The sequence below is a fragment of the Burkholderia sp. BCC1988 genome (assembly GCF_905339895.1).
GTDB lineage: Bacteria > Pseudomonadota > Gammaproteobacteria > Burkholderiales > Burkholderiaceae > Burkholderia.
Genome location: NZ_CAJPHA010000011.1, coordinates 145324 through 168247 on the forward strand (window position 1 = coordinate 145324; position 22924 = coordinate 168247).

General features: G+C 67.8%; 20 protein-coding genes. 10 read left to right on the forward strand and 10 right to left on the reverse strand.

Annotated elements, in window-relative coordinates; genetic code table 11:
- Positions 1–9 precede the first annotated feature (9 nt).
- The 3 genes from U4012_RS17790 to U4012_RS17800 form a co-directional block, all read right to left on the reverse strand.
- Positions 10–867 carry a MerR family transcriptional regulator gene (locus U4012_RS17790; protein WP_321800389.1) on the reverse strand — a complete coding sequence of 286 codons (858 nt, stop codon included), beginning with the start codon at positions 865–867 and terminating at the stop codon, positions 10–12.
- Positions 868–876: 9 nt separating this feature from the next.
- Positions 877–1437, reverse strand: coding sequence for an N-acetyltransferase family protein (locus U4012_RS17795; RefSeq protein ID WP_321800391.1), 561 nt, complete (start codon positions 1435–1437; stop codon positions 877–879).
- Between the two features lie 101 nt (positions 1438–1538).
- Positions 1539–2444 (reverse strand): LysR family transcriptional regulator, encoded by a 906-nt coding sequence (locus U4012_RS17800; protein WP_321800393.1) that lies wholly within the window; start codon positions 2442–2444, stop codon positions 1539–1541.
- 125 nt (positions 2445–2569) lie between these two features.
- On the opposite strand from U4012_RS17800, the gene U4012_RS17805 reads away from it, so the two are divergent.
- Positions 2570–3568 (forward strand): quinone oxidoreductase, encoded by a 999-nt coding sequence (locus tag U4012_RS17805; RefSeq protein ID WP_321800395.1) that lies wholly within the window; start codon positions 2570–2572, stop codon positions 3566–3568.
- Positions 3569–3659: 91 nt separating this feature from the next.
- Here the strand turns inward: U4012_RS17805 and U4012_RS17810 are convergent, their stop codons facing one another.
- Positions 3660–5174 carry an MDR family MFS transporter gene (locus tag U4012_RS17810; RefSeq protein ID WP_321800396.1) on the reverse strand — a complete coding sequence of 505 codons (1515 nt, stop codon included), beginning with the start codon at positions 5172–5174 and terminating at the stop codon, positions 3660–3662.
- Between the two features lie 229 nt (positions 5175–5403).
- On the opposite strand from U4012_RS17810, the gene U4012_RS17815 reads away from it, so the two are divergent.
- Positions 5404–6963 carry a methyl-accepting chemotaxis protein gene (locus U4012_RS17815; RefSeq protein ID WP_321800398.1) on the forward strand — a complete coding sequence of 520 codons (1560 nt, stop codon included), beginning with the start codon at positions 5404–5406 and terminating at the stop codon, positions 6961–6963.
- 79 nt (positions 6964–7042) lie between these two features.
- Here U4012_RS17815 and U4012_RS17820 read toward each other — a convergent pair whose 3' ends face one another.
- Together U4012_RS17820 and U4012_RS17825 are read right to left on the reverse strand one after the other, a co-directional pair.
- Positions 7043–8710, reverse strand: a complete 1668-nt coding sequence (locus U4012_RS17820; RefSeq protein WP_321800400.1) for an ATP-dependent helicase — start codon at positions 8708–8710, stop codon at positions 7043–7045.
- Between the two features lie 120 nt (positions 8711–8830).
- Entirely contained in the window at positions 8831–9685 is an 855-nt protein-coding gene (locus U4012_RS17825) for a helix-turn-helix domain-containing protein (protein ID WP_257769841.1), read from the reverse strand.
- 535 nt (positions 9686–10220) lie between these two features.
- Between U4012_RS17825 and U4012_RS17830 the strand changes: the two genes are divergently transcribed.
- Complete coding sequence (locus U4012_RS17830; protein ID WP_044843214.1) at positions 10221–10430, forward strand: hypothetical protein; 210 nt, start codon at positions 10221–10223, stop codon at positions 10428–10430.
- 348 nt (positions 10431–10778) lie between these two features.
- Positions 10779–11063, forward strand: a complete 285-nt coding sequence (locus tag U4012_RS17835) for a hypothetical protein (protein ID WP_044843215.1) — start codon at positions 10779–10781, stop codon at positions 11061–11063.
- Positions 11064–11293: 230 nt separating this feature from the next.
- Here U4012_RS17835 and U4012_RS17840 read toward each other — a convergent pair whose 3' ends face one another.
- Positions 11294–11941 carry a hypothetical protein gene (locus tag U4012_RS17840; protein WP_321800525.1) on the reverse strand — a complete coding sequence of 216 codons (648 nt, stop codon included), beginning with the start codon at positions 11939–11941 and terminating at the stop codon, positions 11294–11296.
- Positions 11942–12187: 246 nt separating this feature from the next.
- On the opposite strand from U4012_RS17840, the gene U4012_RS17845 reads away from it, so the two are divergent.
- The 5 genes from U4012_RS17845 to U4012_RS17865 all read left to right on the forward strand — a co-directional run bounded on the left by U4012_RS17845 (position 12188) and on the right by U4012_RS17865 (position 18474).
- The gene (locus U4012_RS17845) at positions 12188–13522 is read left to right on the forward strand and encodes an FAD-binding oxidoreductase (RefSeq protein ID WP_321800405.1); all 1335 of its coding nucleotides are present in this window, start codon (positions 12188–12190) and stop codon (positions 13520–13522) included.
- 60 nt (positions 13523–13582) lie between these two features.
- On the forward strand, positions 13583–14677 hold the full coding sequence (locus U4012_RS17850) for a potassium channel family protein (RefSeq protein WP_044843218.1): 1095 nt from the start codon (positions 13583–13585) through the stop codon (positions 14675–14677).
- Positions 14678–14819: 142 nt separating this feature from the next.
- Complete coding sequence (locus U4012_RS17855) at positions 14820–16298, forward strand: sensor domain-containing diguanylate cyclase (protein ID WP_321800407.1); 1479 nt, start codon at positions 14820–14822, stop codon at positions 16296–16298.
- 311 nt (positions 16299–16609) lie between these two features.
- Complete coding sequence (locus U4012_RS17860) at positions 16610–18037, forward strand: MFS transporter (protein WP_044843220.1); 1428 nt, start codon at positions 16610–16612, stop codon at positions 18035–18037.
- Positions 18038–18141: 104 nt separating this feature from the next.
- Entirely contained in the window at positions 18142–18474 is a 333-nt protein-coding gene (locus U4012_RS17865; protein ID WP_321800409.1) for a cupin domain-containing protein, read from the forward strand.
- A gap of 13 nt (positions 18475–18487) precedes the next feature.
- On the opposite strand, the gene U4012_RS17870 is transcribed toward U4012_RS17865, so the two are convergent.
- The 3 genes from U4012_RS17870 to U4012_RS17880 form a co-directional block, all read right to left on the reverse strand.
- Positions 18488–19465 (reverse strand): helix-turn-helix domain-containing GNAT family N-acetyltransferase, encoded by a 978-nt coding sequence (locus tag U4012_RS17870; RefSeq protein WP_321800411.1) that lies wholly within the window; start codon positions 19463–19465, stop codon positions 18488–18490.
- A gap of 138 nt (positions 19466–19603) precedes the next feature.
- Complete coding sequence (locus U4012_RS17875) at positions 19604–20362, reverse strand: SDR family oxidoreductase (RefSeq protein WP_321800413.1); 759 nt, start codon at positions 20360–20362, stop codon at positions 19604–19606.
- Between the two features lie 113 nt (positions 20363–20475).
- Positions 20476–21420 carry a LysR family transcriptional regulator gene (locus tag U4012_RS17880; protein WP_321800415.1) on the reverse strand — a complete coding sequence of 315 codons (945 nt, stop codon included), beginning with the start codon at positions 21418–21420 and terminating at the stop codon, positions 20476–20478.
- 183 nt (positions 21421–21603) lie between these two features.
- Between U4012_RS17880 and U4012_RS17885 the strand changes: the two genes are divergently transcribed.
- On the forward strand, positions 21604–22818 hold the full coding sequence (locus U4012_RS17885) for an FAD-dependent monooxygenase (protein ID WP_321800417.1): 1215 nt from the start codon (positions 21604–21606) through the stop codon (positions 22816–22818).
- The last annotated feature ends 106 nt before the right edge of the window (positions 22819–22924 follow it).

Genomic DNA, 22924 nt, shown 5'->3' on the forward strand with positions numbered 1-22924 from the left:
GCGGCGGTCCTATGCTTTGTCGCCGTCGCCTTGCGGGCCGGACGCATCGGACGTATTCGACGTGCCGGCCTGGCGTGCTGCTTCGTCGCTGAGTTTCCGGTCGAGGATCGTCGCGACACGGCCGCCCAGATACGCACTGGCGGCGTTCTCGAGCGCGCGGTTCGTCTCGCCCTCGACGAACACGGCCGCGAGCGGGCGCAGGCGCCAGATCGCATCGACGAGCGCGGGCACGTCGGTGACGGGCGGCAGCGTGCCTTCGTCATAGCGGTCGAGCCGCTTCACGACGAGATCGACGAGCAGCCGCGCGATCGCATCGAAGTGCGGCCGCGCGAGGCTGATCACGTCGAGCAGCTCGCGCGGCGGGATGCCTTCCTTCGTCATCGCGGCTGCCGCCTCGAGCAGCGCGGGGCTTTTCGCGACGAACGACAGGCCGCGCCGTTCGAGCAGGCCGAGTTCGGTCACGCGCGACAGTTGCGACGCCGTCTGCGGGCCGAACATCTGCGCGAGTTGCGCGAGCGAATAGGTTTTCGGCAGTTCGTGCGACCAGCGGCCGCCGATCGCGTTTTCCAGGCCGAGGATCGAGCGCAGGTCGTGACCCTCGTCGATCGCCATGATCAGGTCCTGGATGTTCGACAGCGTGTAGCCGCGCGCGAGCAGGTGGTTGATCAGCTTCAGGCGCGCGACGTGCGTGTCGTCGTAGATGCCCACGCGCCCGCGCTTCTCGGGCGGCGCGAGCAGCCCGCGATCCTGGTACGCGCGCACGTTGCGCACGGTCGTGTCGGACACGCGTGCGAGTTCGTCGACCGTGTACTCGTTGCGGGAATCCGGCGCGGCCTCGTCTGGCATGGTTGGAGTCTGTTTTGACATGCGGCCATTCTAGCGCGGCGCGACAGGCTCGGGCGCGGCGGGGAGCGTGCGTGCGCCGTCGCCGAGCGCGCGCTGCATCAGCGCGGTGTCGATCCAGCGGCCGTGCTTGAAACCGACCGCCTTCAGCACGCCGGCCGGCTCGAAACCGAACGCGCGGTGCAGCGACGTCGACCCGCCGGTGCCGCCGTCGGCGATTACCGCGATCATCTGCCGCCACGGGCCGGCTTCGCAACGCGCGATCAGTGCCGCGAGCAGCGCGCGGCCGATGCCGCGGCCGCGCTGCGCGTCGTCGATGTAGATCGAATCCTCGATCGTGTGGCGGTACGCGCTGCGCGTGCGATAGGGCGTCGCGTACGCGTAGCCGGCGATGCGGCCGTCGCATTCCGCGACGAGATAGGGCAGCCCGTGGCGCAGCACCGCGTCGCGGCGCGCGCGCAGTTCGTCGACGTCGGGCGGCGTCTCCTCGAACGACGCGACGCTGTGGCGCACGTGGTGCGCGTAGATCGCGTGAATGGCGTCGAGATCGGCATCGGTCGCGTCGCGGACGACGCAGGCGGGAGCGGCGGGCATGGTGGCGGAGCAGGCGGATGAAACCGCTACTATGCCGGCCGTCGGGCGGTGCGGTAAAGGCATTGGCCGCGTCGCCTGCGTGCAGGGCCTGCCCGACCGGCCTACAGATGGCCGTCCGCGTCGCGAACGGCGTCGGCGATCGCCTCCGCGACGCGCTGCACGCGCGGCGAGCGGCGCACGTCCGGGTGGACGACGAGCCAGATCTCGCGCTCGACGTCGCAACGAGGCGCGGACGTCAGTTCGACGAGCGCTGCGGGGGCCGACAACGACGGATCGGCCGCGGCCGGGCCCGAGCTCGTGGCCGGCACGTCGACGAGAAAGCGCGGCAGCAACGCGATTCCCGCACCGGCCACGCACGCACGATGCAGCGCGGCCAGGTCGTTGGCGACGAACGCGAAGCGGCGCCCGGCCGCGAAGCGCTCGAGCCATTGCTGCTGCGGCATTTGCGCGAGCGCGTCGTCGTAACCGAGGAATGCCCAGGTGTCGGGCGGCGCGGTGGCCCAGTCGCGCGATGCGCACAGCGCGAAGCGCATCGTGCCGAGCCGGCGCGCGGCCAGCCCCGGCTCGTTCGGTCGTGACAAGCGCACGGCGAGGTCGGCTTCGCGCGCGTACAGGTTCGCCGCGTGCATTTCGCCCATCAGGTCGATCCGCAGCGCGGGCCACGCGCGCTGCGCGCGGGCGAGCCGCGGCGCGAGGAAGTGGCTCGCGAATACCGGCGACGCGGACACGCGCACCACTCCGTCGAGCGCCGCCGCCCCCTGCGCGGCGCGCGCGAACGCATGCACGTCGGTTTCGACGCGCGCCGCATGTTCGGCGAGATGCAGCCCTTCGTCGGTCGGCGGCCAGCCGCGCGGCAGCCGGTCGAACAGCCGGATGCCGAGCGCGGACTCCAGCGCGTCGATGCGCCGGGCAACCGTCGAATGCTGGACCTGCAGCGTCCGCGCCGCGGCCGACAGGCTGCCGCCGCGCATCACCGCGAGGAAATAGCGGAGGTCGTCCCAGCTCATCGGCGGCGCGGACACTGCCGTTGGTTCGGTCGAATTTTGCACAGTAGATGGGCGCGTAACGGGAATTCCGTTCGATTATGCACGATGGGATGATCGTGTCACTTCATTCGATTGCGAGGAACGTCATGACCCAAACTGCCACCGCCACCCGGATCGGGATCGACCGCTACGGCGACGCCGGCGTGCTGCGCCGCGTCGATGCGCCCGTCGCGCCGCCCGGCGCCGGCGAGGTGCGGATTCGCCAGACCGCCGTCGGCGTGAATTTCGTCGACATTTATTTCAGGACCGGCGCGCACCCGTTGCCGGCATTGCCGGACGCGCTCGGCGTGGAGGCGGCCGGCGTGGTCGATGCGATCGGGCCCGGCGTGACGGCGCTCGTCCCGGGCCAGCGCGTTGCCTATGCGGGACTGCCGACCGGCAGCTATGCGAGCCTGCGCACGCTGCCTGCCGAGCGCGTGGTGCCCGTGCCCGACGGCGTGAGCGACGACGCGGCCGCGGCCGGGCTGCTGAAAGGCATTACCGTCTACATGCTGCTGCACCGCGTGCGGCAGGTCGGCGCCGGCGAGACCGTGCTCGTGCATGCGGCGGCCGGCGGCGTCGGCTTGCTGGCGACGCAGTGGGCGCGCGCGCTCGGCGCACGGGTGATCGGCACGGTCGGCTCGGCCGCGAAGGCGGCGCTGGTGCGCACGCACGGGGCGGAAGCGGTGGTCGATTATCGCGAGGCGGATTTCGTCGCGGCGGCCCGCGCGTTCGGCGGCGGCGCGGGCGTCGACTACGCGATCGACGGAATCGGCGGCGACGTGCTGACGCGTACGCTCGGCGCGGTCCGGCCGTTCGGGATGGTCGCGAGCATCGGGCAGGTCGCCGCGATCGGCGCGCGGCAGACGATCGATCTCGACGAACTCGGGCCGGCCCGCTCGATCGCGCTGGCGCGGCCGAGCGTGCTGGGTTTCATCGCGCGTGACGTGGCGGGGTATCGGGAAGCGGCGCGCGCGACGCTCGAGCGGCTCGCGGGCGGGATGCACGTGGAGATCGGCGCGCGGCTGCCGCTCGAACAGGCGGCCGACGCGCATCGCTTGCTGGAGTCGCGGCAGACGACGGGCGGGGTGGTGCTGGTGCCGTGACGGCGGGCGGGGCGGCGCGGCGATCGCAAATCGGGAGAACGGTCGCCTCGTGGCTTCGATCGGCCGGCGATCGCTGCCGCCGGCCTGCGAATCAGTGGTGCGTGCGCAGCGGCGCGCTCTCGACGAACCAGGCGAGCACGAACGCGATCGCGATCACGCCGGCCGCCGCGAGATACACCACATGCAGCGACCCGGCGAACGCATGCAGGTACGCATCGCGCACCGCATCCGGCAACTGGTGCACGGCCGCCGGGCCGAGCGCGGGCGGCAGCTCGGTGCCGGCCGGCAGCGCCTGCACGATCCGCGACTCCAGCCCGTGCGAGAACAGTGCGCCGAACGCGGCGACGCCGAGCGAACCGCCGATCGAGCGGAACAGCGTCGCGCCCGACGTCGCGACCCCCATGTGCCGGAATTCGACCGTGTTCTGCACCGCGAGCGTCAGCACCGGCATCACCATGCCGAGCCCGATCCCGAGCAGCGCCATGTACGCGTACATCGTGTGCAGCGGCGTGTCGAGCGACAGCGTCGACAGCAGCGCCATCGCGACACCGCCGATCAGCGTGCCCGCGATCGGAAACGGCCGATACGTGCCGAGCCGCGAGATCAGCCGGCCGCTGACCACCGACATCGCGAGCATCCCGCCCATCATCGGCAGCAGCTGCATCCCGGCCTGCGACGGCGTCGAGCCTTTCACGACCTGCAGATAGAGCGGAATGAACGTGACCGACCCGAACAGCGCGATGCCGACGACGAAGCCGATCAGGCTCATCAGCACGAAGGTGCGCTGGCGGAACAGTTCGAGCGGCATGATCGGCTCGGCCGCGAGCCGCTCCTCGTAGATGAAGCCGCCGACCGCGACCACGCCGAGCACCAGCGTCATCCACAGCTGCGGCGACGACCACGGCAGCAGCGAACCGCCTTCGCTCGTGAACAGGATCACGCAGGTGAGGGCCGTCGCGAGGAACGCCGCGCCCATGTAGTCGATCCGGTGCTTCACGTGCGCGGTATGCGGCCGGAACGCGATGCCGATCACCGCGAGCGCGAGCAGGCCGAGCGGCAGGTTGATCGTGAAGATCCAGCGCCACGACAGGTGTTCGACCAGGAAGCCGCCGAGCAGCGGCCCGACGATCGTCGCAAGGCCGTACACGCCGCCGAACATCCCCTGATAGCGCGCGCGGCGGTCGGGCGGCACGAGGTCGCCGATCGCGGCCATCGTGACGACCATCAGCCCGCCGCCGCCGAGCCCCTGCAGCGCGCGCAGCACGATCAGTTGCGTCATGTCCTGCGCGATGCCGCACAGCGCGGAGCCGGCGAGAAACAGCACGATCGCGGCCTGCAACACGATCTTGCGGCCGTACAGGTCGCCGAGCTTGCCGTACAGCGGCAGCACGACCGTCGACGACAGCAGGTACGCGGTGACGACCCATGACAACTGGTCGAGGCCGCCGAGCTCGCCGACGATGGTCGGCAGCGCGGTCGACACGATCGTCTGGTCGAGCGCGGACAGCAGCATGACGAGCAGCAGCGCGGCGACGATCAGCCCGGTCGGCGCGTCGCGGCGGGCCGCGTCGGCGGCTGGCGGGGCAAGGAGGGTATCGGTTCTCATCGAGATATCTGCCATGGCAGGGAATTGAGCGAAATATAGAGATAATTTATTGCCTGGTCAATTTCTGCCGGGCCTCGATTTGTTGCATCGGTAACAGGAGATTGCCGGCCGGGAAAATTGATCGCGATCAGCCAGACGGTGGGTCGGGCTCAAGTTTTTTGCAGGCAAACCGTAATCCAGAGTGCCGCGGACCGATTGCCGCGGCACCCTTTATCGCTCCCGTCCCGTCATGAACCTGAACGCCCTGTTTTCCCGTTTCTCGATCCGTACGCGGATTTTTTCCACGCTCGGGCTCGTCGCCGTGCTGCTCGTCGTGTCGGGCCTGATCGGCCTGACCGGCATGCAGCGCTCGAACCGCGCGCTCGACGAAGCCTATACGCGCGAGCTGGCCGCGAAGACCGCGCTGTCCGCCGCGAGCCTGAACCTGACGATCGTGCGAACCACGCTCGACCGCGCGATGCTGCATCCGGAGGCGCCGGAAGTGCCCGAGATCGTCAACAAGGCCGAGGGCTATCTCGCGAAGGCCGACGCCGCGTGGCGCACCTACGCGACGATGCCGCACGACGGCGACGAAGGCCCGCTCGCGACCCGGCTCGACGCCGCGCGCCAGGCGCTGATCGGACAGGCGTTGAAGCCGATGATCGACGCGATCCGCGCGGGACGCCGCGACGACGCCGACCGCCTGCTGATGACGGTCGCGCCGCCGCTGTCGGTCGCGCTCACGCAGGCGACCGACGCGCTCGACGCGTACCAGGCCGCGCGCGGCAAGGACGTCTACGACACCGCGCAGACCTATTACGGCTGGATGCGCGCGGGCGCGATCGCCGGCATCGCGTTCGGTCTCGCCGCGTGTCTCGGCTGCGCGGTCGGCCTGCATTTCGCGATCACGCAACCGGTGAACCGGCTGCTGTCGCATTTCCGCCGCCTGTCGGACGGCGACCTGACGTCGGAAGTGCGCTGGTCGTCGCGCGACGAGATGGCCGAGCTGGTCAAGGGCGTGACGGGCATGCAGCGCAGCCTTGCCGATACGGTGCGCCAGGTCAGCCAGGGTTCCGAAGCGATCTCGACCGCGACGCACCAGATCGCGGCCGGCAACACCGACCTGTCGCAGCGTACCGAGGAGCAGGCGTCCGCGCTGCAGGAGACGGCCGCGAGCATGGAAGAGCTGACGGCGACCGTGAAGCAGAACGCCGATCACGCGGTCGAGGCGCAGGCGTGCGCGGACAACGCGAGCGAGATCGCGACGCGCGGCGCGACGGTCGTCGGCGAGGTGATCGGCACGATGAACGAGATCGACCAGAGTTCGCAGAAGGTGGCCGACATCATCGGCACGATCGAGGGCATCGCGTTCCAGACCAACATCCTCGCGCTGAATGCGGCGGTCGAAGCCGCGCGCGCGGGCGAGCAGGGCCGCGGCTTCGCGGTGGTCGCGGGCGAGGTGCGCACGCTCGCGCAGCGCTCGGCGTCGGCCGCGAAGGAGATCCGCACGCTGATCGGCGAGTCGGTCGAGCGTGTCGCGACGGGGTCGCGGCTGGTCGGCGTGGCCGGCGCGACGATGCAGGACATCCAGCAGGCGATCGGCCGCGTGACGGGCATCATGACCGAGATCGCGGCCGCGTCGAACGAGCAGCGCGACGGGATCGAGCAGGTGAACCGCGCGGTGTCGCAGATGGATCAGGTGTCGCAGCAGAACGCGGCGCTGGTCGAGCAGGCGGCGGCGGCAGCGGCGTCGCTCGAGGAGCAGGCCGATGGGCTGCGGCGGGCGGTGGGGGCGTTTCGGGTGGCGTGACGCACGGTGCGGCGCGCGCAGCGGGAGCAGTGGGCGGGGTGGTCATCCGGCGCGCGCCCGCCACCCGCGTTCCGCCGCGTCATCCACCCGCAAGCTGCGCCGCCGAGCGCGCCGACGCGACGAGCAGCAGCTTCATCGTCGCGCGCGTCGCGCCGACGAACAGCTTGCGGGCCGCACGCGGATCGAGCGTGTCGAAGTCGATCTCGGTGAGGATCACGCACGGCGCGGACTGCCCCTTGAAGCGGTAGATCGAATCGAGCAGCACGTCGCCTTCGCGGTATTCAGGGTTGCCGAACAGGTCGTACTTGCCGGTAAAGCGCTTGACCCGGTGCGGGCCGAGCTGGTCGAGCCGCGCGAGCACCGAGCTTTCGCGGCCGCGATACGACAGCACCGCGATGTCCTGCTTGCGGAAGCCGAGCGACAGCGCGTGCGTGATCGCGCGCTTGGTCGCGTCGATGCACGCTTCGGCGAGTGCGTCGCCCGACGCGCCGTCTTCCCCGTATGACGACACCGACGGATCGGAACCGTCGAACGGGCTGCCCGAGCGCAGTTCGGCCGCGAGCGGCTCGACGCGGCCGACGACGTCGCGCACGAATTCGAGCAGGTCGCGCGGGCTGCGGTAATTCGTCAGCGCCTTCAACGTGACCCAGCCGGGCAGCGCGACGGGCTCGCGCAGATAGAGGTTCTGCAGCGGGTCTTCCAGCCACCACCACGCGGCGTCCGGCGCCAGCAGGCGCTCGAGCGCCGCCGCCCACGGCGCGTGGAAGTCCTGTCCTTCGTCGACGATCAGCACATCGAAGCGCCAGCGTTCCGGAATCGGCGCTTGCGCGAAGCGCGCCTCGAGCCGCTCGAACGCGCCGGGCGTGTCGAAGTCGGGCGTATAGCCGCCGTCGCGGGCGACCCAGTCGCACAGCTGATGGTAGTTCGCGATCTTCGCGCCGGGCGGCGCGATGCGCGCGATGTAGTCGGCGAGCGGCCGGTTGAAACACACGTAGAGCACGCGCTTGCCGGCCGCGACCGCGTCGCGCATCGCCTGCACCGCGAGCTGCGTCTTGCCCGAACCCGCGGTGCCCGTCACGCGCAAGCGGAACGGCGTGAATTCGAGCTGGCGCGCCCACTCGGCAAGCCCGCCCGACAGCCGCGTGACGAGCGTGCCGGCCTGCCCGACGAGCGCGCTCGTGTCGGGCGTGAGCGCCAGTTCGTCCGCGAGGAAGTGATGCAGCTTCGCTGCGTTCGGCAGCGGCTCGTCGTGCTCGGGCAGGATCTGCAGGATCACCTGCGCGAGCTGCGCCTTGCGCGACGCATCGACGATGCGGTCGGCCGCGACGCCGGCGATCGCCGTCTCGCGGATCGCGTAGTCGGGGCAGTACAGCAGCGCCTCGACGCCATAGACGCCCGCGCCGAGCGCGGCGGTCAGCCGCCGGTGCAGCGTCTCCTGCGTGCGCGCGAGCTGGATCGGGACGTTGCGCTCCTTCTGCAGGTAGACCTTCACGAGCCCCTTCGGCGTTTCGCGCAGGAAGCCGGCCTTCTGCTCGATCAGCAGCACGCGGCCGGCCGGGCTCACGACGACGAACGCGGCTTCGCCGAACACCGAGAAACCCTGGTCGGCACGCGTCCAGTGCACGCCGTGATAGACGGTGTAGTTGTCCGGCAGCGCATGTTCGAGGGCGGCAAGCGTCTCGCGCTCGCGTTCGGCCGCGCCGGTGGCGGCGAGGCTTTTCCAGTCGTCGGGAATGAGGCGGGCCATGAAGTCGGGCGGCGGATGCCGGTCGTGAACGGGGTCCGGCTATTGTACTGAGGAACCCGTTCACGACCGCCGCGCCGCAGGGGCGCCGGCCATGCGAAAGAGGTAGACGGCGTGCGGGAATTACCCGCGTGCGAGCCGCTTCGCGAGGTCGGCGCTGAGGATCGCCATGCGCGCGGGTTTTTCGTAGCAGACGACGTCGAATGCGCGGATCACTTCGCTGATGTCCGCTTCGCTCGCGCGGCCGGTGAGCAGGTCGCCCGTCAGCACGAAGATCGGCGCGCCCGGATTGTCGGACGTGCGCACCGCCTTGATCGCGGTGGCGGCCGTGCTGCCGTCGAACAGCCATTCGGTGACGACCGCGTCGAACGCCTGGCCCTGCAGCGCGTCGACGAACGGCGCGAGGCCGTCGAACGCGGCCGTCGAGAATCCCTGCCGCTCGAGATAGCGGCACAACTCGGTCGCGCTGACGCGATCGGGATCGATCACCGCGACGACGAGCTTGTCGCTCTCCGCGCGGCGCGGATAGATCTCGATCTTGTGCACGTCGTACGCGTTCTGATACAGCACGCCCGTATGGCGCAGCACGCGCCAGCGGCCGTTCTGTTCGTACGCGACGAACTCGGGGCGCGCGCCGGCTTCGAGCGGCGCGCCGATCCAGGCGGTGCACGGAATTTCGGCGACGCCGGCGTACAGGACGGCCTCCTGCGAATAGGCGCCGACCATGCCGGGGTCGAGCGTCTGCGCGCCGAACAGTTGAGCGGCGGGCTCGCCGTAGGCTTCGGCGACTTTCTTGATCTGCGCGAGCGTCCAGGGGCTGCTGCCGCGCAGCTTGCGGTGACCCTGCGAAAAGCTCAGGTCGAGGATGCGGCACAGCTCGGTGGTTTGCTGGCGCTTGCCGATGCCGTTGCGGGTCATCAGCTCGCGCACGCGCTCGGCAACCGCGAGGGAATCCGTGGTGATTGCTTCAGTGGTCATGCTACGGGAACGGATCGTGACGTTCAGAACGACGCCTTGCGGCAGTCTCGGCGGACAGTCTTTATGACGTCCAGGGGCGAGCCGACCGGCCACGCGCGGAAAAGATAACTTTACCGCAAAACGAGTGTCATTCCATGTCGCAATCGGTGCCTTTCTGTGAAAGGTGTGTCATGACGTTACGCTAGATCCGCAGGTGTGCGTCACGCGTCGCTGGCCCGTTCGCAACCTTCGGACGCGGATCGCGAGGCGCCGGGACACGATTCCTCGCCGAGCGGCACGTAATCGCACCGCACTGCCGACGAAATGCACCAGAGCAGGGCGTGTCGGCGAGCCGAACCGCGGCATTCGTGCCGCTGCGTCGGCGACAAATTTTTACATGGCGTCGCGCGTCGGGCCGGATGGCCCGACATCTTGTACGCGAATGATTCGACGGCTTACTCTAATGGAACCGATGGGGATGCTCTGGTCGGGCACGCGCATGAACGCGGCGGAACCCCATGCTACGATTCGCCCGTCTCAAAATAGTGTTGAAGCGATGCAGAAGAAATTTGTGATGCGCGGGTACGAGATGAACTGCGAACCGCGCGTGACGGAGGACGGCAAATATGCCGCCCAGGTCGAGGTCACGAAGCTGGGTTTCAGCCGCGAGGCCGCTTTCCGCAAGCTGGGCGAATTCGATACCGAAGCAGACGCCGTCGCCTACGCGAAAGCATTCTCCGAAGCCTGGTTGAGCCGCTACGCGTAGCGCGTCGTTTGCCCGTGCAAGACGGGCGCCGGCTCGACCGGCCGGTGCATGCACCGTGAGCCATTAGGGCGCCGAACGGGCGCCCCCCATTCAAAGCGAAAATCACGAGTGACGCCCGGATGCGCGGCGGGGTCGCGCGCACCTTCCCGCCGTTGCCGCATGGCGACGCGCCCGGATCGTCGCGTCCGGCAGAAGGGTTCGCGGAAAGGTTCGCGGAAGGCGATGGACAGCCGGCCCGCGATTGATTCCTGATGGTTTCGAATATCCGGGGAAGCGAGTAGATTCATCGCCCGGGTTGTGAGGTATCGTTCGATGCTCGATTGAAGGCAACGCAATTGGAGGCAGCGAATGGCCACTTTGTGCATGCAGATCGTCGTTCTCGGTAAAACTGTCCAGCTCGTGTTGTCGTCGGAGCACCGTACCGCCAGGATTTACATCGTCGACGCCGACGCGGGCAGCCATCCGCCCCGAACGATGAGCATCGAACAGTACGTCGACGCCGGCATGACGGACGACGAGATCGCACGGCATGTGCTCGAAGTCGTCACGATGTCGATCGAACAGCTCGCGCGGCTTCAGCCGTACAACCGCACGGCGCGCGCGCAAACGCGTCGGTTGAGCTATCCACACTGATCACCCCGATACCGGTTGCACCGGGATCGTCCCGGCGCAAACCGCGCCTTTCGATCTTCGATAACGTCCTTGTGTTGCGATGACCTCGCGGTCATCGCGCCTTCGGCATTGATCAATGAAGCATGGCCTGCCCGACGCATTGCACGGGAAAGTATCGTCATGTCGTCATGATCAGGAAAACGAACGACATCGAAGAACCCTCGAAAAACGACCGCCGAATTCGAATCGCCTTACGCCGGCATATACGTGAACGGCTCGCCGTCTTCCCGCTCGACGGACAGCAGCCGCTTGAGTTGATCGAGCGCGAACAACTGCTTGCCTTCCGCCGCCGCTTCGGCGATCGCGGCATCGACGAGTTTTCGCGCGCGCGCGAGGATCACGGATCGCTGACGCGCGATCTCGAGCACCATGCGTTGCTCGATGTTCTGCCGGCTCGATTGCCTGTCGCTCAGATGACGCCAGCGATCGCGAAGCTCGGCCCAGGTGACGCGCCGGAATTCCGGAATCGTGCAGGGGAGCGTGCCGGCTTCCGCGGATTCGGGCTGCGCGCGCAATGCGCATCGCAGCGCTTCACGGGCGCGCCATTCGTCGGAAAACGGTGCATATACGTCGCGCGAGCGGCCGATCGGATTCGCGCGCTCGATTTCCTTTTCGAGCAGGTAGGTCAGCCGTCTCAGTGCGGAGCCGTGCGCGAGCATGGCCGGATCGAGCACGCGGATCCCGCGCGATGCATCCGCGACGTGCGCTTTCAGTTCCCACAGCGTCAGACGAAGGTGCTGCACCTCGAGGATCAGTCGCTGGACGTCGGCGTAGGTGCACTTCGTCCACCATTCGGTGAGGTCGTTCAGCTTCGGGGGATCGAATGGGGGGAGGATCATGTTACTGCTGAAGAGGCACTGTATGGATATACAGTTTATCGCGCGGTAACATAGCGCCGTCAAGGCGAAAAAACAGGGACGGTCGACGGGCAACCGTCACCGGCGGCGGGGCCGCGGCCACGCACCGGATCGTTCATCGACTTTCCCCCACGTTCGCCATCCCGATCCTCAATCCAGGCGCCGGTCCGGCGCATGCCATCGCGAACGCCGATGCGTGTGCCGGCGTATCGACGCCAACAGAGAACAATGACGACCACCTATCCGCTGCACGACGCATTGACGCACGCCGACACGGCGTTTCCGGCCGAAGCCGACATCGTGATCGCCGGCGCCGGCATCATGGGCTGCGCGGCCGCCTACTACCTCGGCCTGCGCGGCCTGAAGGCCGTCGTGCTCGACAAGTCGCGCATCGCCGGCCAGCAATCGACGCGCGCATGGGGCTTCGTGCGGCAGCAGGGCCGCGAGTCCGCCGAAGTGCCGCTGATGATGGCCGGCATGCGGATCTGGGAAGGGCTCGAGCAGGCGCTCGGCTTCGACCTCGAATGGCGGCAGGGCGGTTGCCTCTATATCGCCGACAACGACGACGACTGGGCGTCGTTCCAGGCGTGGCTCGCCGTTGCGCGCGAACACGGGCTCGACACGCGCACGCTGACGCGCGCGGAAATCGACGAACGCGTGACCGGGCTGTCGACGCAGGCGCGCACGCTCGGCGGGCTGTATACGGCGACCGATGGGCAGGCCGAACCGCGCCGCGTGGCCGCCGCGTTCGCGGCGCGCGCGACGGAAGCCGGCGCGCGTTTCTTCGAAGGCTGCGGCGTGACGGCGATCGAGACGGCCGGCGGCGCGGTCGTCGGCGTCGTGACCGAGCGCGGCACGATCCGCACGCGGCGCGTGATCTGCGCGGCCGGCGCGACCAGCTTCCGGCTGCTCGACGGCGTCGGCATCCGGCTGCCGCAGCAGGCCGTGCGCGGCACCTGCATGCGCACCAACGTGTTGCCCGACGTGTCCGCGTCGACGATCTGGGGGCACGGCCTCGGCATCCGGCAACGCAGCAACGGCGCGATCAATCTCGCCGACGACATGCAGGTCGACGTCGACCTGACGCTCGGCCATCTGCGCGGCCTGAGCCTGTTCTGGCCGGAATTCTGGTCGCAGCGCGAGAAGTTCCGGCTGCATCTGAATGGCGCCGCGTGGCGCGATGCCTGCGCGCGCATCGGCGGCGGAGGCGGGCCGATCGAGCCGCGCGATCCGCAGCCGCAGCCGAATCGCGCGCATGCGCCGCGCGCGCTCGCGAAGCTGAAGGCGATCTTCCCCGCGCTGAAGGACGCGCAGATCGTCGAGGCCTGGGCCGGCCTGATCGACGTGCTGCCCGACGGGATTCCGGTGATCGACGCGCCCGGCACGCCGTCCGGGCTCGCGATCGCGACCGGTTTCTGCGGGCACGGCTTCGCGATGGGGCCGATCGTCGGGCGGCTGCTGGCCGAATGGGTCGATACGGGCGCGCCGTCGCTCGACCTGGCGGCGTTCCGCGCCGGGCGTTTCGCCGACGGTACGATGGTGCGGCCGCGCAGCATGCTGTAGCGGACGGGCCCGCGTGTTCCCGTCGTAGAATCGAGCCCGCAATCTTCAGGAGATTCCCCGTTGGCAACGCCCTCCGACAAGCGCCGCTCGTTGCGCTCACGCCTGCGTCGTGCCCGCGATCCGTGGCAGGCGCCGCGTGCGCGCACGCTGTTCACGCGTCCCGCGACGTCGCCGCGGCGCACGCTGCTGTTCCGTCTCGGCGCGGTCGTGGTGCTGTGCATGCTCGCGTTTCTCGTGCTGTATCTCGATCGCGACGGCCTGCGCGATTCGACCAAGAGCACGCCGATGAACGTCGCCGATCTCGTGTACTTCACGATGGTCACGGTCGCGACGGTCGGCTACGGCGACATCGTGCCGGTCACCGCGCGCGCGCGTCTGATCGATGCGTTCTTCATCGTGCCGATCCGCATCGGCATCTGGTTCATCTTCCTGGGCACGGCGTATCAGTTCGTGATCCAGCGCGTCATCGAGGAATTCCGCATGAAACGCCTGCAGAAGCAACTGTCCGATCACATCGTCGTGTGCGGCTACGGCCTGTCGGGGTCGATCGCCGTGCGCGAGCTGCTCGAAAGCGGTGTCGATCCGTCGACGGTCATCGTGATCGACGCGCAGCAGCAGGCGCTCGAGGCCGCGACGTCGCTCGGCGTGACGGGGCTGCTCGGCGATCCCGCGCACGAGGATCTGCTGCAGCAGGCGCAAGTGCGCTCGGCGAAAGCCGTGATCATCTCGGTGACCGACGACCCGACCGCGATCCTGCTGACGCTGTCGGTGCGCAGCATCGCGCCCGAGACGAAGATCGTCGTGCGAATCCAGGAGAACCTGTATCAGCGGCAGCTGCGGCAGGCGGGCGCGGACGTGATCGTGTCGTCGACGAAGATCGGCGCGCTGCTGCTCGCGGATGCGGTGCATAGCCGCTACATCGTGCCGTTCGTGAACGACATGCTGTCGACGCGCGGGCGCGCGACGCTGCTGGAGCGCGAGGCATTGCCGCACGAGATCGGCTGCATGACGAACGTCGTGCCGGGCGCGATCGTCGTCGGGCTCGATCGCTGCGGGAAGATCCATTCGTTCTACGAGGATCCACCGTGTCGGATCGAGGCGGGGGATACGCTGGTCGTGATTCAGTCGGCGCGGATTCCGGATCCGGATGTGTGAGGGCCGGTTGTGCAGCATCCCGGCATCGTGCGCCATGCCGCGCGGTGACCGGGGCAACCCCGCTTGATATGTCCCCGCACGTTATTTAGTATGAGGTAATCGCGTCGTGCGCCGCGCACGAGCGTGATCATCGAGGAGACACATGCAATTCAGGTCGACGGCGCCCTATACCATCGTCGTGATCGGTATCGTGATTGCGTGCGCGCTCATGGGTCTGTGCGTGTTGCAGCTGTTCCAGAGCCGTAACGACGCGCTCGCGCGGGCGAGCGAGACCTCCCGCAATCTCGGCCTGATCGCCGAGCGCGACATCGAACGCAATTTCGAACTCTACGACCTGTCGCTGCAGGCTGTCATCGCGGGGCTTCAACGTCACGACGTGATGACCGCGCCCGCGAGCTTGCGGCGCGCCGTGCTGTTCGATCACGCCATGACGGCAGAGTTTCTCGGCTCGATGCTGGTGCTCGACGCCGGCGGCAACATCGTCCTCGATTCCGCCGGCGACGAGCCGCGTCACGGCAATTTCGCCGATCGCAAGTATTTCACCATCCACCGCGACAATCCGGACGCAGGGCTCTACGTCAGCGATCCGTTCATATCGCGCCTGCGAAGAGGCTCGCCCAGCATCGGGCTCTCGCGGCGGATCTCGAACCCGGACGGCTCGTTTGCCGGCGTCGTGCTTATCGCGGTCAACCTCGAGTATTTCCACCAACTGTTCGCCGGCCTGTCGCTCGGACAGCACGGCTCGATCTCGCTGATCGGCAACGACGGCGTGATGGTGATGCGCCAGCCGTACGACGTGCATACCATCGGGCGCAACATCAGCAAAGCCGCGACCTTCCGGCGATTCCAGACCGCGCCGGAGGGCTCGTTCTCTGAAACGTCGTCGATCGACGGCGTGCGCCGTCTCTATTACTTCAAACATCTACCCAAGCTCCCGCTGATCATCATGGTCGCGGAAGCGGAGCAGGATATCTATGCGGCCTGGCGGCACCGCGCCGTGACGATCGGCGCGCTGGTGGCGACGTTCGGCGCCGCGTTCATCGGGGTGTCCTTCATGCTCGGCACGCAACTCCGGCGCCGGATGCGCGCCGAGTCGGAACTCGTGCTGCTCGCCCGCACCGACGGTCTCACCGGCCTGAACAATCGCCGCAGCTTCGCGGAAGTGCTGGACCGCGAATGGCGCCGCGCGCGGCGCGCGCGATCGGTGTTCTCGTTGCTGTTTGTCGATGTCGACCGCTTCAAGGCCTACAACGATACCTACGGCCACCAGGCGGGAGACGATGCGCTGGCTGCGGTTGCGCGCTGCATCGGCGACAACATTCGCCGGCCGGCCGACACCGCAGCCCGCTATGGCGGAGAGGAATTCGTCGTGCTGCTCCCCGATACCGCCGAGACGGGTGCCGCCCAGATTGCCGAGCGGATTCGCGCGGCGATCGACGAGCTGCCGCTCGAACACGCCGGCAGCGAACACGGGCACGTCACGGCCAGTATCGGCCTGGCGAGCTGGACGCCCGAGCACGATGCCGAGGCCGAGGCCGTGATCAAGGCTGCCGACGAAGCGTTGTACTACGCGAAGGCGACCGGCCGGAACAAGGTCGTCGCGTTTCAGCCGCCGGCATGACGCGTGGCGCGACACGCAGGCGCGTGGCCGCGCTCGAATTGCCTCGAGCCCGCCGCGGTCGAGATTGCACCTGCGCGTGCCTGCCAGGGGTACGCGGCCGCGAAACTTTATGACGTGCACCGAATAATTTATCGGTTTATATCGGTTGGGAATGCCGGATCGCGGGAACAGAATCGTCGCTTCCGGAACCCGAAGGCCTGTGTGTCGACGCTCCAGCATCCACTTCTCATGTGATGGCGAGCGTGCATGCACGTGTCGGGTTCCTGTCTCCATGTGGACATCGCCGGCCATGCGGCGAACAAGGGAATGCGATGAGTTCGATCGATCTGAACGCAGTCACGCCGGTTTCCGCGCCCATCCGCTCCGCGAGCGATGTGGCGCGCCTGATCAATACGACGGACAGTTCCGTCAGCCACGCGCGGATGATCGTGCTGCTCGCGCTCGGCGGTGTGTTTCTCGACGCGTACGACCTGACGACACTGTCGTACGGCATCGACGACGTCGCGCGCGAATTCGGCCTGACGCCCGCGCTGACGGGGCTGGTCGGCTCGGCGATCATGATCGGCACGATCTTCGGCAGCCTGATCGGCGGATGGCTGACCGACAGGATCGGCCGTTATCAGGTGTTCATGGCCGACATGCTGTTCTTCGTCGTCGCGGCGATCGCGGCCGGGCTCGCGCCGAACGTCTGGGTGCTGATCGCCGCGCGCTTCGTGATGGGGCTCGGGGTCGGCATCGACCTGCCCGTCGCGATGGCGTTTCTCGCGGAGTTCTCGAAGTTCAACGGCCGCGGCAACAAGGCGTCGCGGCTCGCTGCATGGTGCCCGATGTGGTACGTGGCGTCGTCGGTGTGCTTCCTGCTGATCTTCGGCATGTATTTCCTGCTGCCGGCCGAGCATGCGGGCTGGCTGTGGCGCGCGTCGCTGATCTTCGGCGCGGTGCCGGCGCTCGTCATCATCCTGGTCCGGAATCGCTTCATGAACGAATCGCCGTTGTGGGCCGCGAACCAGGGCGACCTGGCCAATGCCGCGCGCATCCTGCGCGAGTCGTACGGCATTCACGCGCATGAAGCGGACGACGCGCCGCGCGAGCCGAGCCCGCCGCCCGTGCGGATTCGCGTGCTGTTCCAGCGTCCGTATCTCGGCCGAACGATCGTCGCCAGCGTGATGAACCTGTGCATTCCGTTCGAATACACGGCGATCGCGTTCTTCCTGCCGTCGATCCTGTCGCAGTTTCTCGGCGCGGGCGTGTTCGAGACGATCGCGGCGTCGCTTGCGCTGAACGTGCTGTTCGCGTTGACGGGCGGTTTGCTGGGCATGCGTCTCGCGTATCGATATCCGTCGCGTCACGTCGCGATCGCGGGGTTCGCGCTGCAGTTCGTCGCACTCGTCGCGCTCGCGCTGGCGGGGCATCCGCACGGCGCATTCGCAATCGGCCTCGTGTTGCTGATGCTCGGCACCTGGCTGTTCGCCGAAGGTTTCGGGCCGGGTGCGCAGATGATGATCTATCCGACGCTGTCGTATCCGGCGGCGATCCGCGGCACCGGTGTCGGCTTCGGGCGCTCGCTGTGCGGGATCGGCCAGGCGCTCGCGCTGTTCGTGCTGCCGATCCTGCAGGCCCGTCTCGGCACGGACATGTTCTGGGTCGTCGCGGTCAGCGCGGCCACGCCGATCGTGTTCCTGCTGATCGTGCGTCATGAACCGACGGCGCGCGATATCGACGCCGAGGCGGCCGCGTGAATGCAGCGCTTGCCGGAACCCGCAAACAAGTTCGCCGCGATGCCGGCCTTCGCGCTACATTGGCGTCATTCGCCTTCAGCCGAAGGCCGACCCGGAGTCGAACCATGCAACGCCAGACCGGCAACCTGTTCAGCCTCGAAGGCGCGCGCGGCGACGACGAGCGCGTCGACGTGCTCATCGCGGGATCGCGCCTGAACGTCGAGCGGATCGTGTCGATGGGGCACACGAGTCCCGATGGATTCTGGTACGACGATTCGCGCGCCGAATGGGTCGTGCTGCTGTCAGGCGCCGCGGTGCTCGAGTTCGAAGCGGACGCGACGCTGCACGACATGCGCCCCGGCGACTACGTGCTGATCGAACCGCATTGCCGGCATCGCGTCGCATGGACGCATCCTGAAGAACGGTCGGTCTGGCTCGCGATCTATCACGATCGATGAAACGTGCGGCGACTTATCGACCTGGCCGCCGCCGGCTGAAGCGCTGCTCGACGACGTTGGTTCCCCATTGCGCGCCCTCCGATTCGCTGGTCAGCGTAAAACCGAACGATTCATACAGGTGGCGTGCCGAATCCAGCCCCTTGAACGTCCACAGGTAGGTCTCGTCGAACTGCTGCTCATCGACGAAATGCATGGCGCGCGTCATCAGTTCCCGTCCGATCCCGAAGCCACGTAATCCATCGTCGACGATGAACCACCGCAAATGTGCGATTCCCGTGGCTTTATTCCCGTCTATCGCGACCGAGGCGAGCGCGCGGCCGTGTTCGGCATGGAGCCACAGAGCCTTGCCTTCGGCCGGCAGGGTGCCGGCAAATTCCGCGAGTTCGGTCGCCACCTTTTTCTCGAAGAAAGCGCCGAACCCCCAGTGTTCCGAATAGAACCGCGCGTGAAGGCTTGCTATGTCGCCGATACAGCCGGGCTGGTAGCCGTCGACGATCTGCGTGGTGTCCGCTTTAGGCGTGCGCGCGTCGGTGGCATTGTCTTGCGCGAGCGCATCGCTATAAAGCGCGAGGGAGCGGACGAGGGTTTGCTGGTCCGCCGGAACCATCCGGCGTAACGCATTCGACACCTGACGTGTCGCAAACTGGTCGATCTTCTTGCGCAGTTTTTGCCCGTCGGCAGTCAGGTACAGCTGCGTCGCACGTGCATCGTCGGGCGAGATGCGGCGCGTCACGAAGCCGGCCGTTTCGAGCCGGGCAAGCTGCCTGCTCGTGTTCGATTTATCCAGACGCAGAATGCTGCCCAGATCCTTTGCGCTGATGCCGGGCGCCATGCCTATCTCGAGAACGGCGTGAACGGCAGACGGCGCCAGATCGCTGTCGGCCAATGTCGCCCGCATGAAACCCAGTTCGCGAACCAGTTTGCGCGAGAAGTCCCGAAGCTCGAGGATCGTCGCTTCGCGCGTCTTCGACGGAATATCGATGAGGTCCATGCCGAGCCCGGGAAAGTTGCGTGTCGCAAGTAATATTAGTTGCGACACGCAACTTGTCAAGGACGAGCGGCGCCGGGCAGCCGGGCGACGTGCCCGGCATCGCGGCCCGGCGCGGCAGAAACGGCGCGGCGCCGGGCTTTATCCCCGTCCGACGAACGGCATCGTCGTCGCCATGATCGTCATGTTCAGGATGTTCGTATCCAGCGGAAGATTCGCCATCTGAACGACCGCATTCGCGACATGCGTGACGTCCATCCGCGCCTCGGGCGCCATGCGGCCGTCGGCCTGCAGCACGCCTTCCGTCATGCGATCCGTCAGCGACGTCGCCGCGTTGCCGATGTCGATCTGGCTGCACGCGATGTTGTATGCACGGCCGTCGAGCGCGAGCGACTTGGTGATGCCGGCCACCGCATGCTTGGTGGCCGTGTACGCGATCGTGTTCGGGCGCGGCGTATAGGCGGAGATCGAGCCGTTGTTGATGATCCGGCCACCCTGCGGCGTTTGCGCCTTCATCACGCGCCACGCGGCCCGCGCGCACAGAAAGACGCCCGTGAGGTTCGTCGCGACGACGTCGTTCCATACGTCGAACTCGTGTTCGTCGAGCGGCACGGCCGGCGCATTGCGCCCGGCATTGTTGAAGAGGACGTCCAGCCGCCCGAACCGCTGCGCGATCTGCGCGAACGCGTGGTCGACCGACGCTTCGTCGGTGACGTCGGCCGGAAACGCGTGTGCGTCGCCATGGGCGGCGACGATCGCCTCTTTCGTTTCACGCAGCGAGGCTTCCTTGCGTCCGATCAGCGCGACGGCAAATCCGGCGTTCGCGAGCGCGATTGCCGCGGCACGACCGATGCCGGATCCGGCGCCCGTGACGGCGGCGAACTTCTTCGAGACAGACATGGCTTGATTTCCTGCGGGTTGGGTGAGGAAAGCGGCGGCGGGCGCGCGATGGACCCGCCGCGCCGGTCGAAGCGACATCCTACCGCGCACGCCGGATTTCGCGACGCGAGCGGCTATGCCTTGCGCGTCGGCGCGGCCTTGCGTTCGCGCGTTCCGGCTTGCGCGAACAGGCTGACCACGACGTCCCGGAGCCACCGGTTGCCTTCATCCTGATTCACGCGCGCATGCCACAGCATGTGGATCGGCGCTCCCGGCAGCGTGACCGGCAACGCGCGCCAGCCGAGCGAAAACGGCGCGGCGAGCTGCAGCGCCAGGTGTTCCGGCACGGTCGCGATCAGGTCGGTGCGCTGCAGGATATAGCCGACGCTCATGAAATGCGGCACCGTCAGCCGCACGCGGCGCTTCACGCGGCGGCGCTTGAGCCATTCGTCCACCTGGCCGTGACCGGTGCCGGCCGACACCACGACGAGATGCTCGGCCGCTCGCCATGCGTCGACGGTCAGCGGCGCGTCCTCGAGAGGATGCCCGCGCCGGAACAGGCACACGTATCGCTGATCGAACAGCCGGCGCTGATAGAACCCGCCCTGCAACTGCGGCAGCAGGCCGATCGCGAGATCGACGCGGCCGCCGGCCATCTCGTCGGCGAGGTTGACGCTCGTGTTGCGCACCGTATTGAGTGCGATGCCCGGTGCCGTGCGCGACAGGTGTTCGAGCAGCGCGGGCAGGAACACGACTTCGCCGATATCGGTCATCCCGATCGTCATCGTGCGCGATGCGCGCAGCGGATCGAAACCGGTCTCGGGGTTGAGCGCGGCATGCAGCGTCGACAGCGCGTGCGCAACCGGTTCGGCCAGGCGCAGCGCGAACGGTGTCGGCACCACGCCGCCCGGCCCGCGCACGAACAGCGGATCGCCGAGCCGGCGGCGCAGCTTCGCGAGCGCGTTGCTGACGCCCGGCTGGCTCATGTTCATCTGCTCGGCGACGGTCGACACGCGCCGCTCCTGCATCAGTCGCTGAAACAGCAGCAACAGATTGAGGTCGATCTCGCTCAGTTCCATGGTTCCGGGTTGTCTCCGATCATTCCGGTCAGTGATGAAGCAGATTCCCTGCATTTTATTGTGGGATAAGGGGGCGCTGCTGAAAATACCGATACGGCGTTCGCGTTCGACAGGCGCGCCGGGCGGGGCACGCGCGCCGCGGCCTCGACCACTCACCATCTGAATATCGGAGACACGTTCATCATGCAGACGAATCTGAGGATCGCGATCGTCGGGGCCGGCATCGGCGGCCTGACGCTGGCGCTTGCATTGCGCGAGCTGGGCATCGACGCGCAACTGTACGAGCAGACCGACGTGCTGCGCGAGGTGGGGGCAGCCGTCGCGCTGTCGGCCAACGCGACGCGCTTCTACGAACGGATGGGATTACGGCCGGCTTTCGACGCGGTGTGCGCGGAGATTCCCGGCCTCGTCTATCGCGACGGGCGCAGCGGCACGGTGATCGGCCATCATCGCGGCGAACCCGACTATCGCCGGCAGTTCGGCGGCGCGTACTGGGGCGTGCATCGCGCGGACCTGCAGGCGATCCTGTCGAAGGCGGTCGGTGTCGAGCAGATTCATCTCGGCCATCGGCTCGTCGATCTCGCGCAGCATCCGGATCGCGTCACGCTGAGCTTTGCCAACGGCGTACGCGTCGATGCCGATCTCGTGATCGGCGCGGACGGCGCGCGTTCGATCACGCGGCGCTGGATGCTCGGCTACGACGACGTGCTGTATTCGGGGTGCTCGGGCTTTCGCGGCGTGGTGCCGGCCGAGCGGATGGACCTGTTGCCCGATCCCGAGACCATTCAGTTCTGGGTCGGGCCGCACGGCCATCTGCTGCACTATCCGATCGGCGACAACGGCGACCAGAACTTCCTGCTGGTCGAGCGTCATCCGTCGCCGTGGCCGTCCCGCGACTGGGTCATGCCGGCGCAAGAGGGCGAGCAGTTGCGCCTGTTCAAGGACTGGCATCCGGCGGTGGTGCAGATGATCACCGCGGTGCCGATCAGCCAGCGCTGGGGGCTGTTCCACCGGCCGCCGCTCGGCCGCTGGAGCCGCGGGCGCGTGACGCTGATCGGCGACGCCGCGCATGCGCTGGTGCCGCATCACGGGCAGGGCGCGAACCAGTCGATCGAGGACGCGATGGTGCTGGCCGCGCAGCTGGCGAAGGCCGGGCGCGGCAACTGGCGCGAGGCGCAGGAAGCGTACGAGCGGCTGCGGCGCGGCCGCACGCGCAAGGTGCAGTACGCGTCGATCTCCGCGGCCGACGTGCTGCATCTGCCCGACGGGCCGGCCGCGCAGGCGCGCAATGCGCGTCTCGGTGAGCGCGACAGCGTGCTGCATCACCTGGACTGGATTCACGATTTCGACGCGCTCGCCGATGAACCGAACGAGCGGCAGGGCGGGACGTGGCTTTGACCTGACAGGCGCGATCAGTGGCAGTGCATCAGGCAACCGGTGCGGCAGTTGCGTGGGGGGCGTTCGTCGGGAAGGCCGGCCTTTCTCGTGCGGGCCGGCCAGCCCG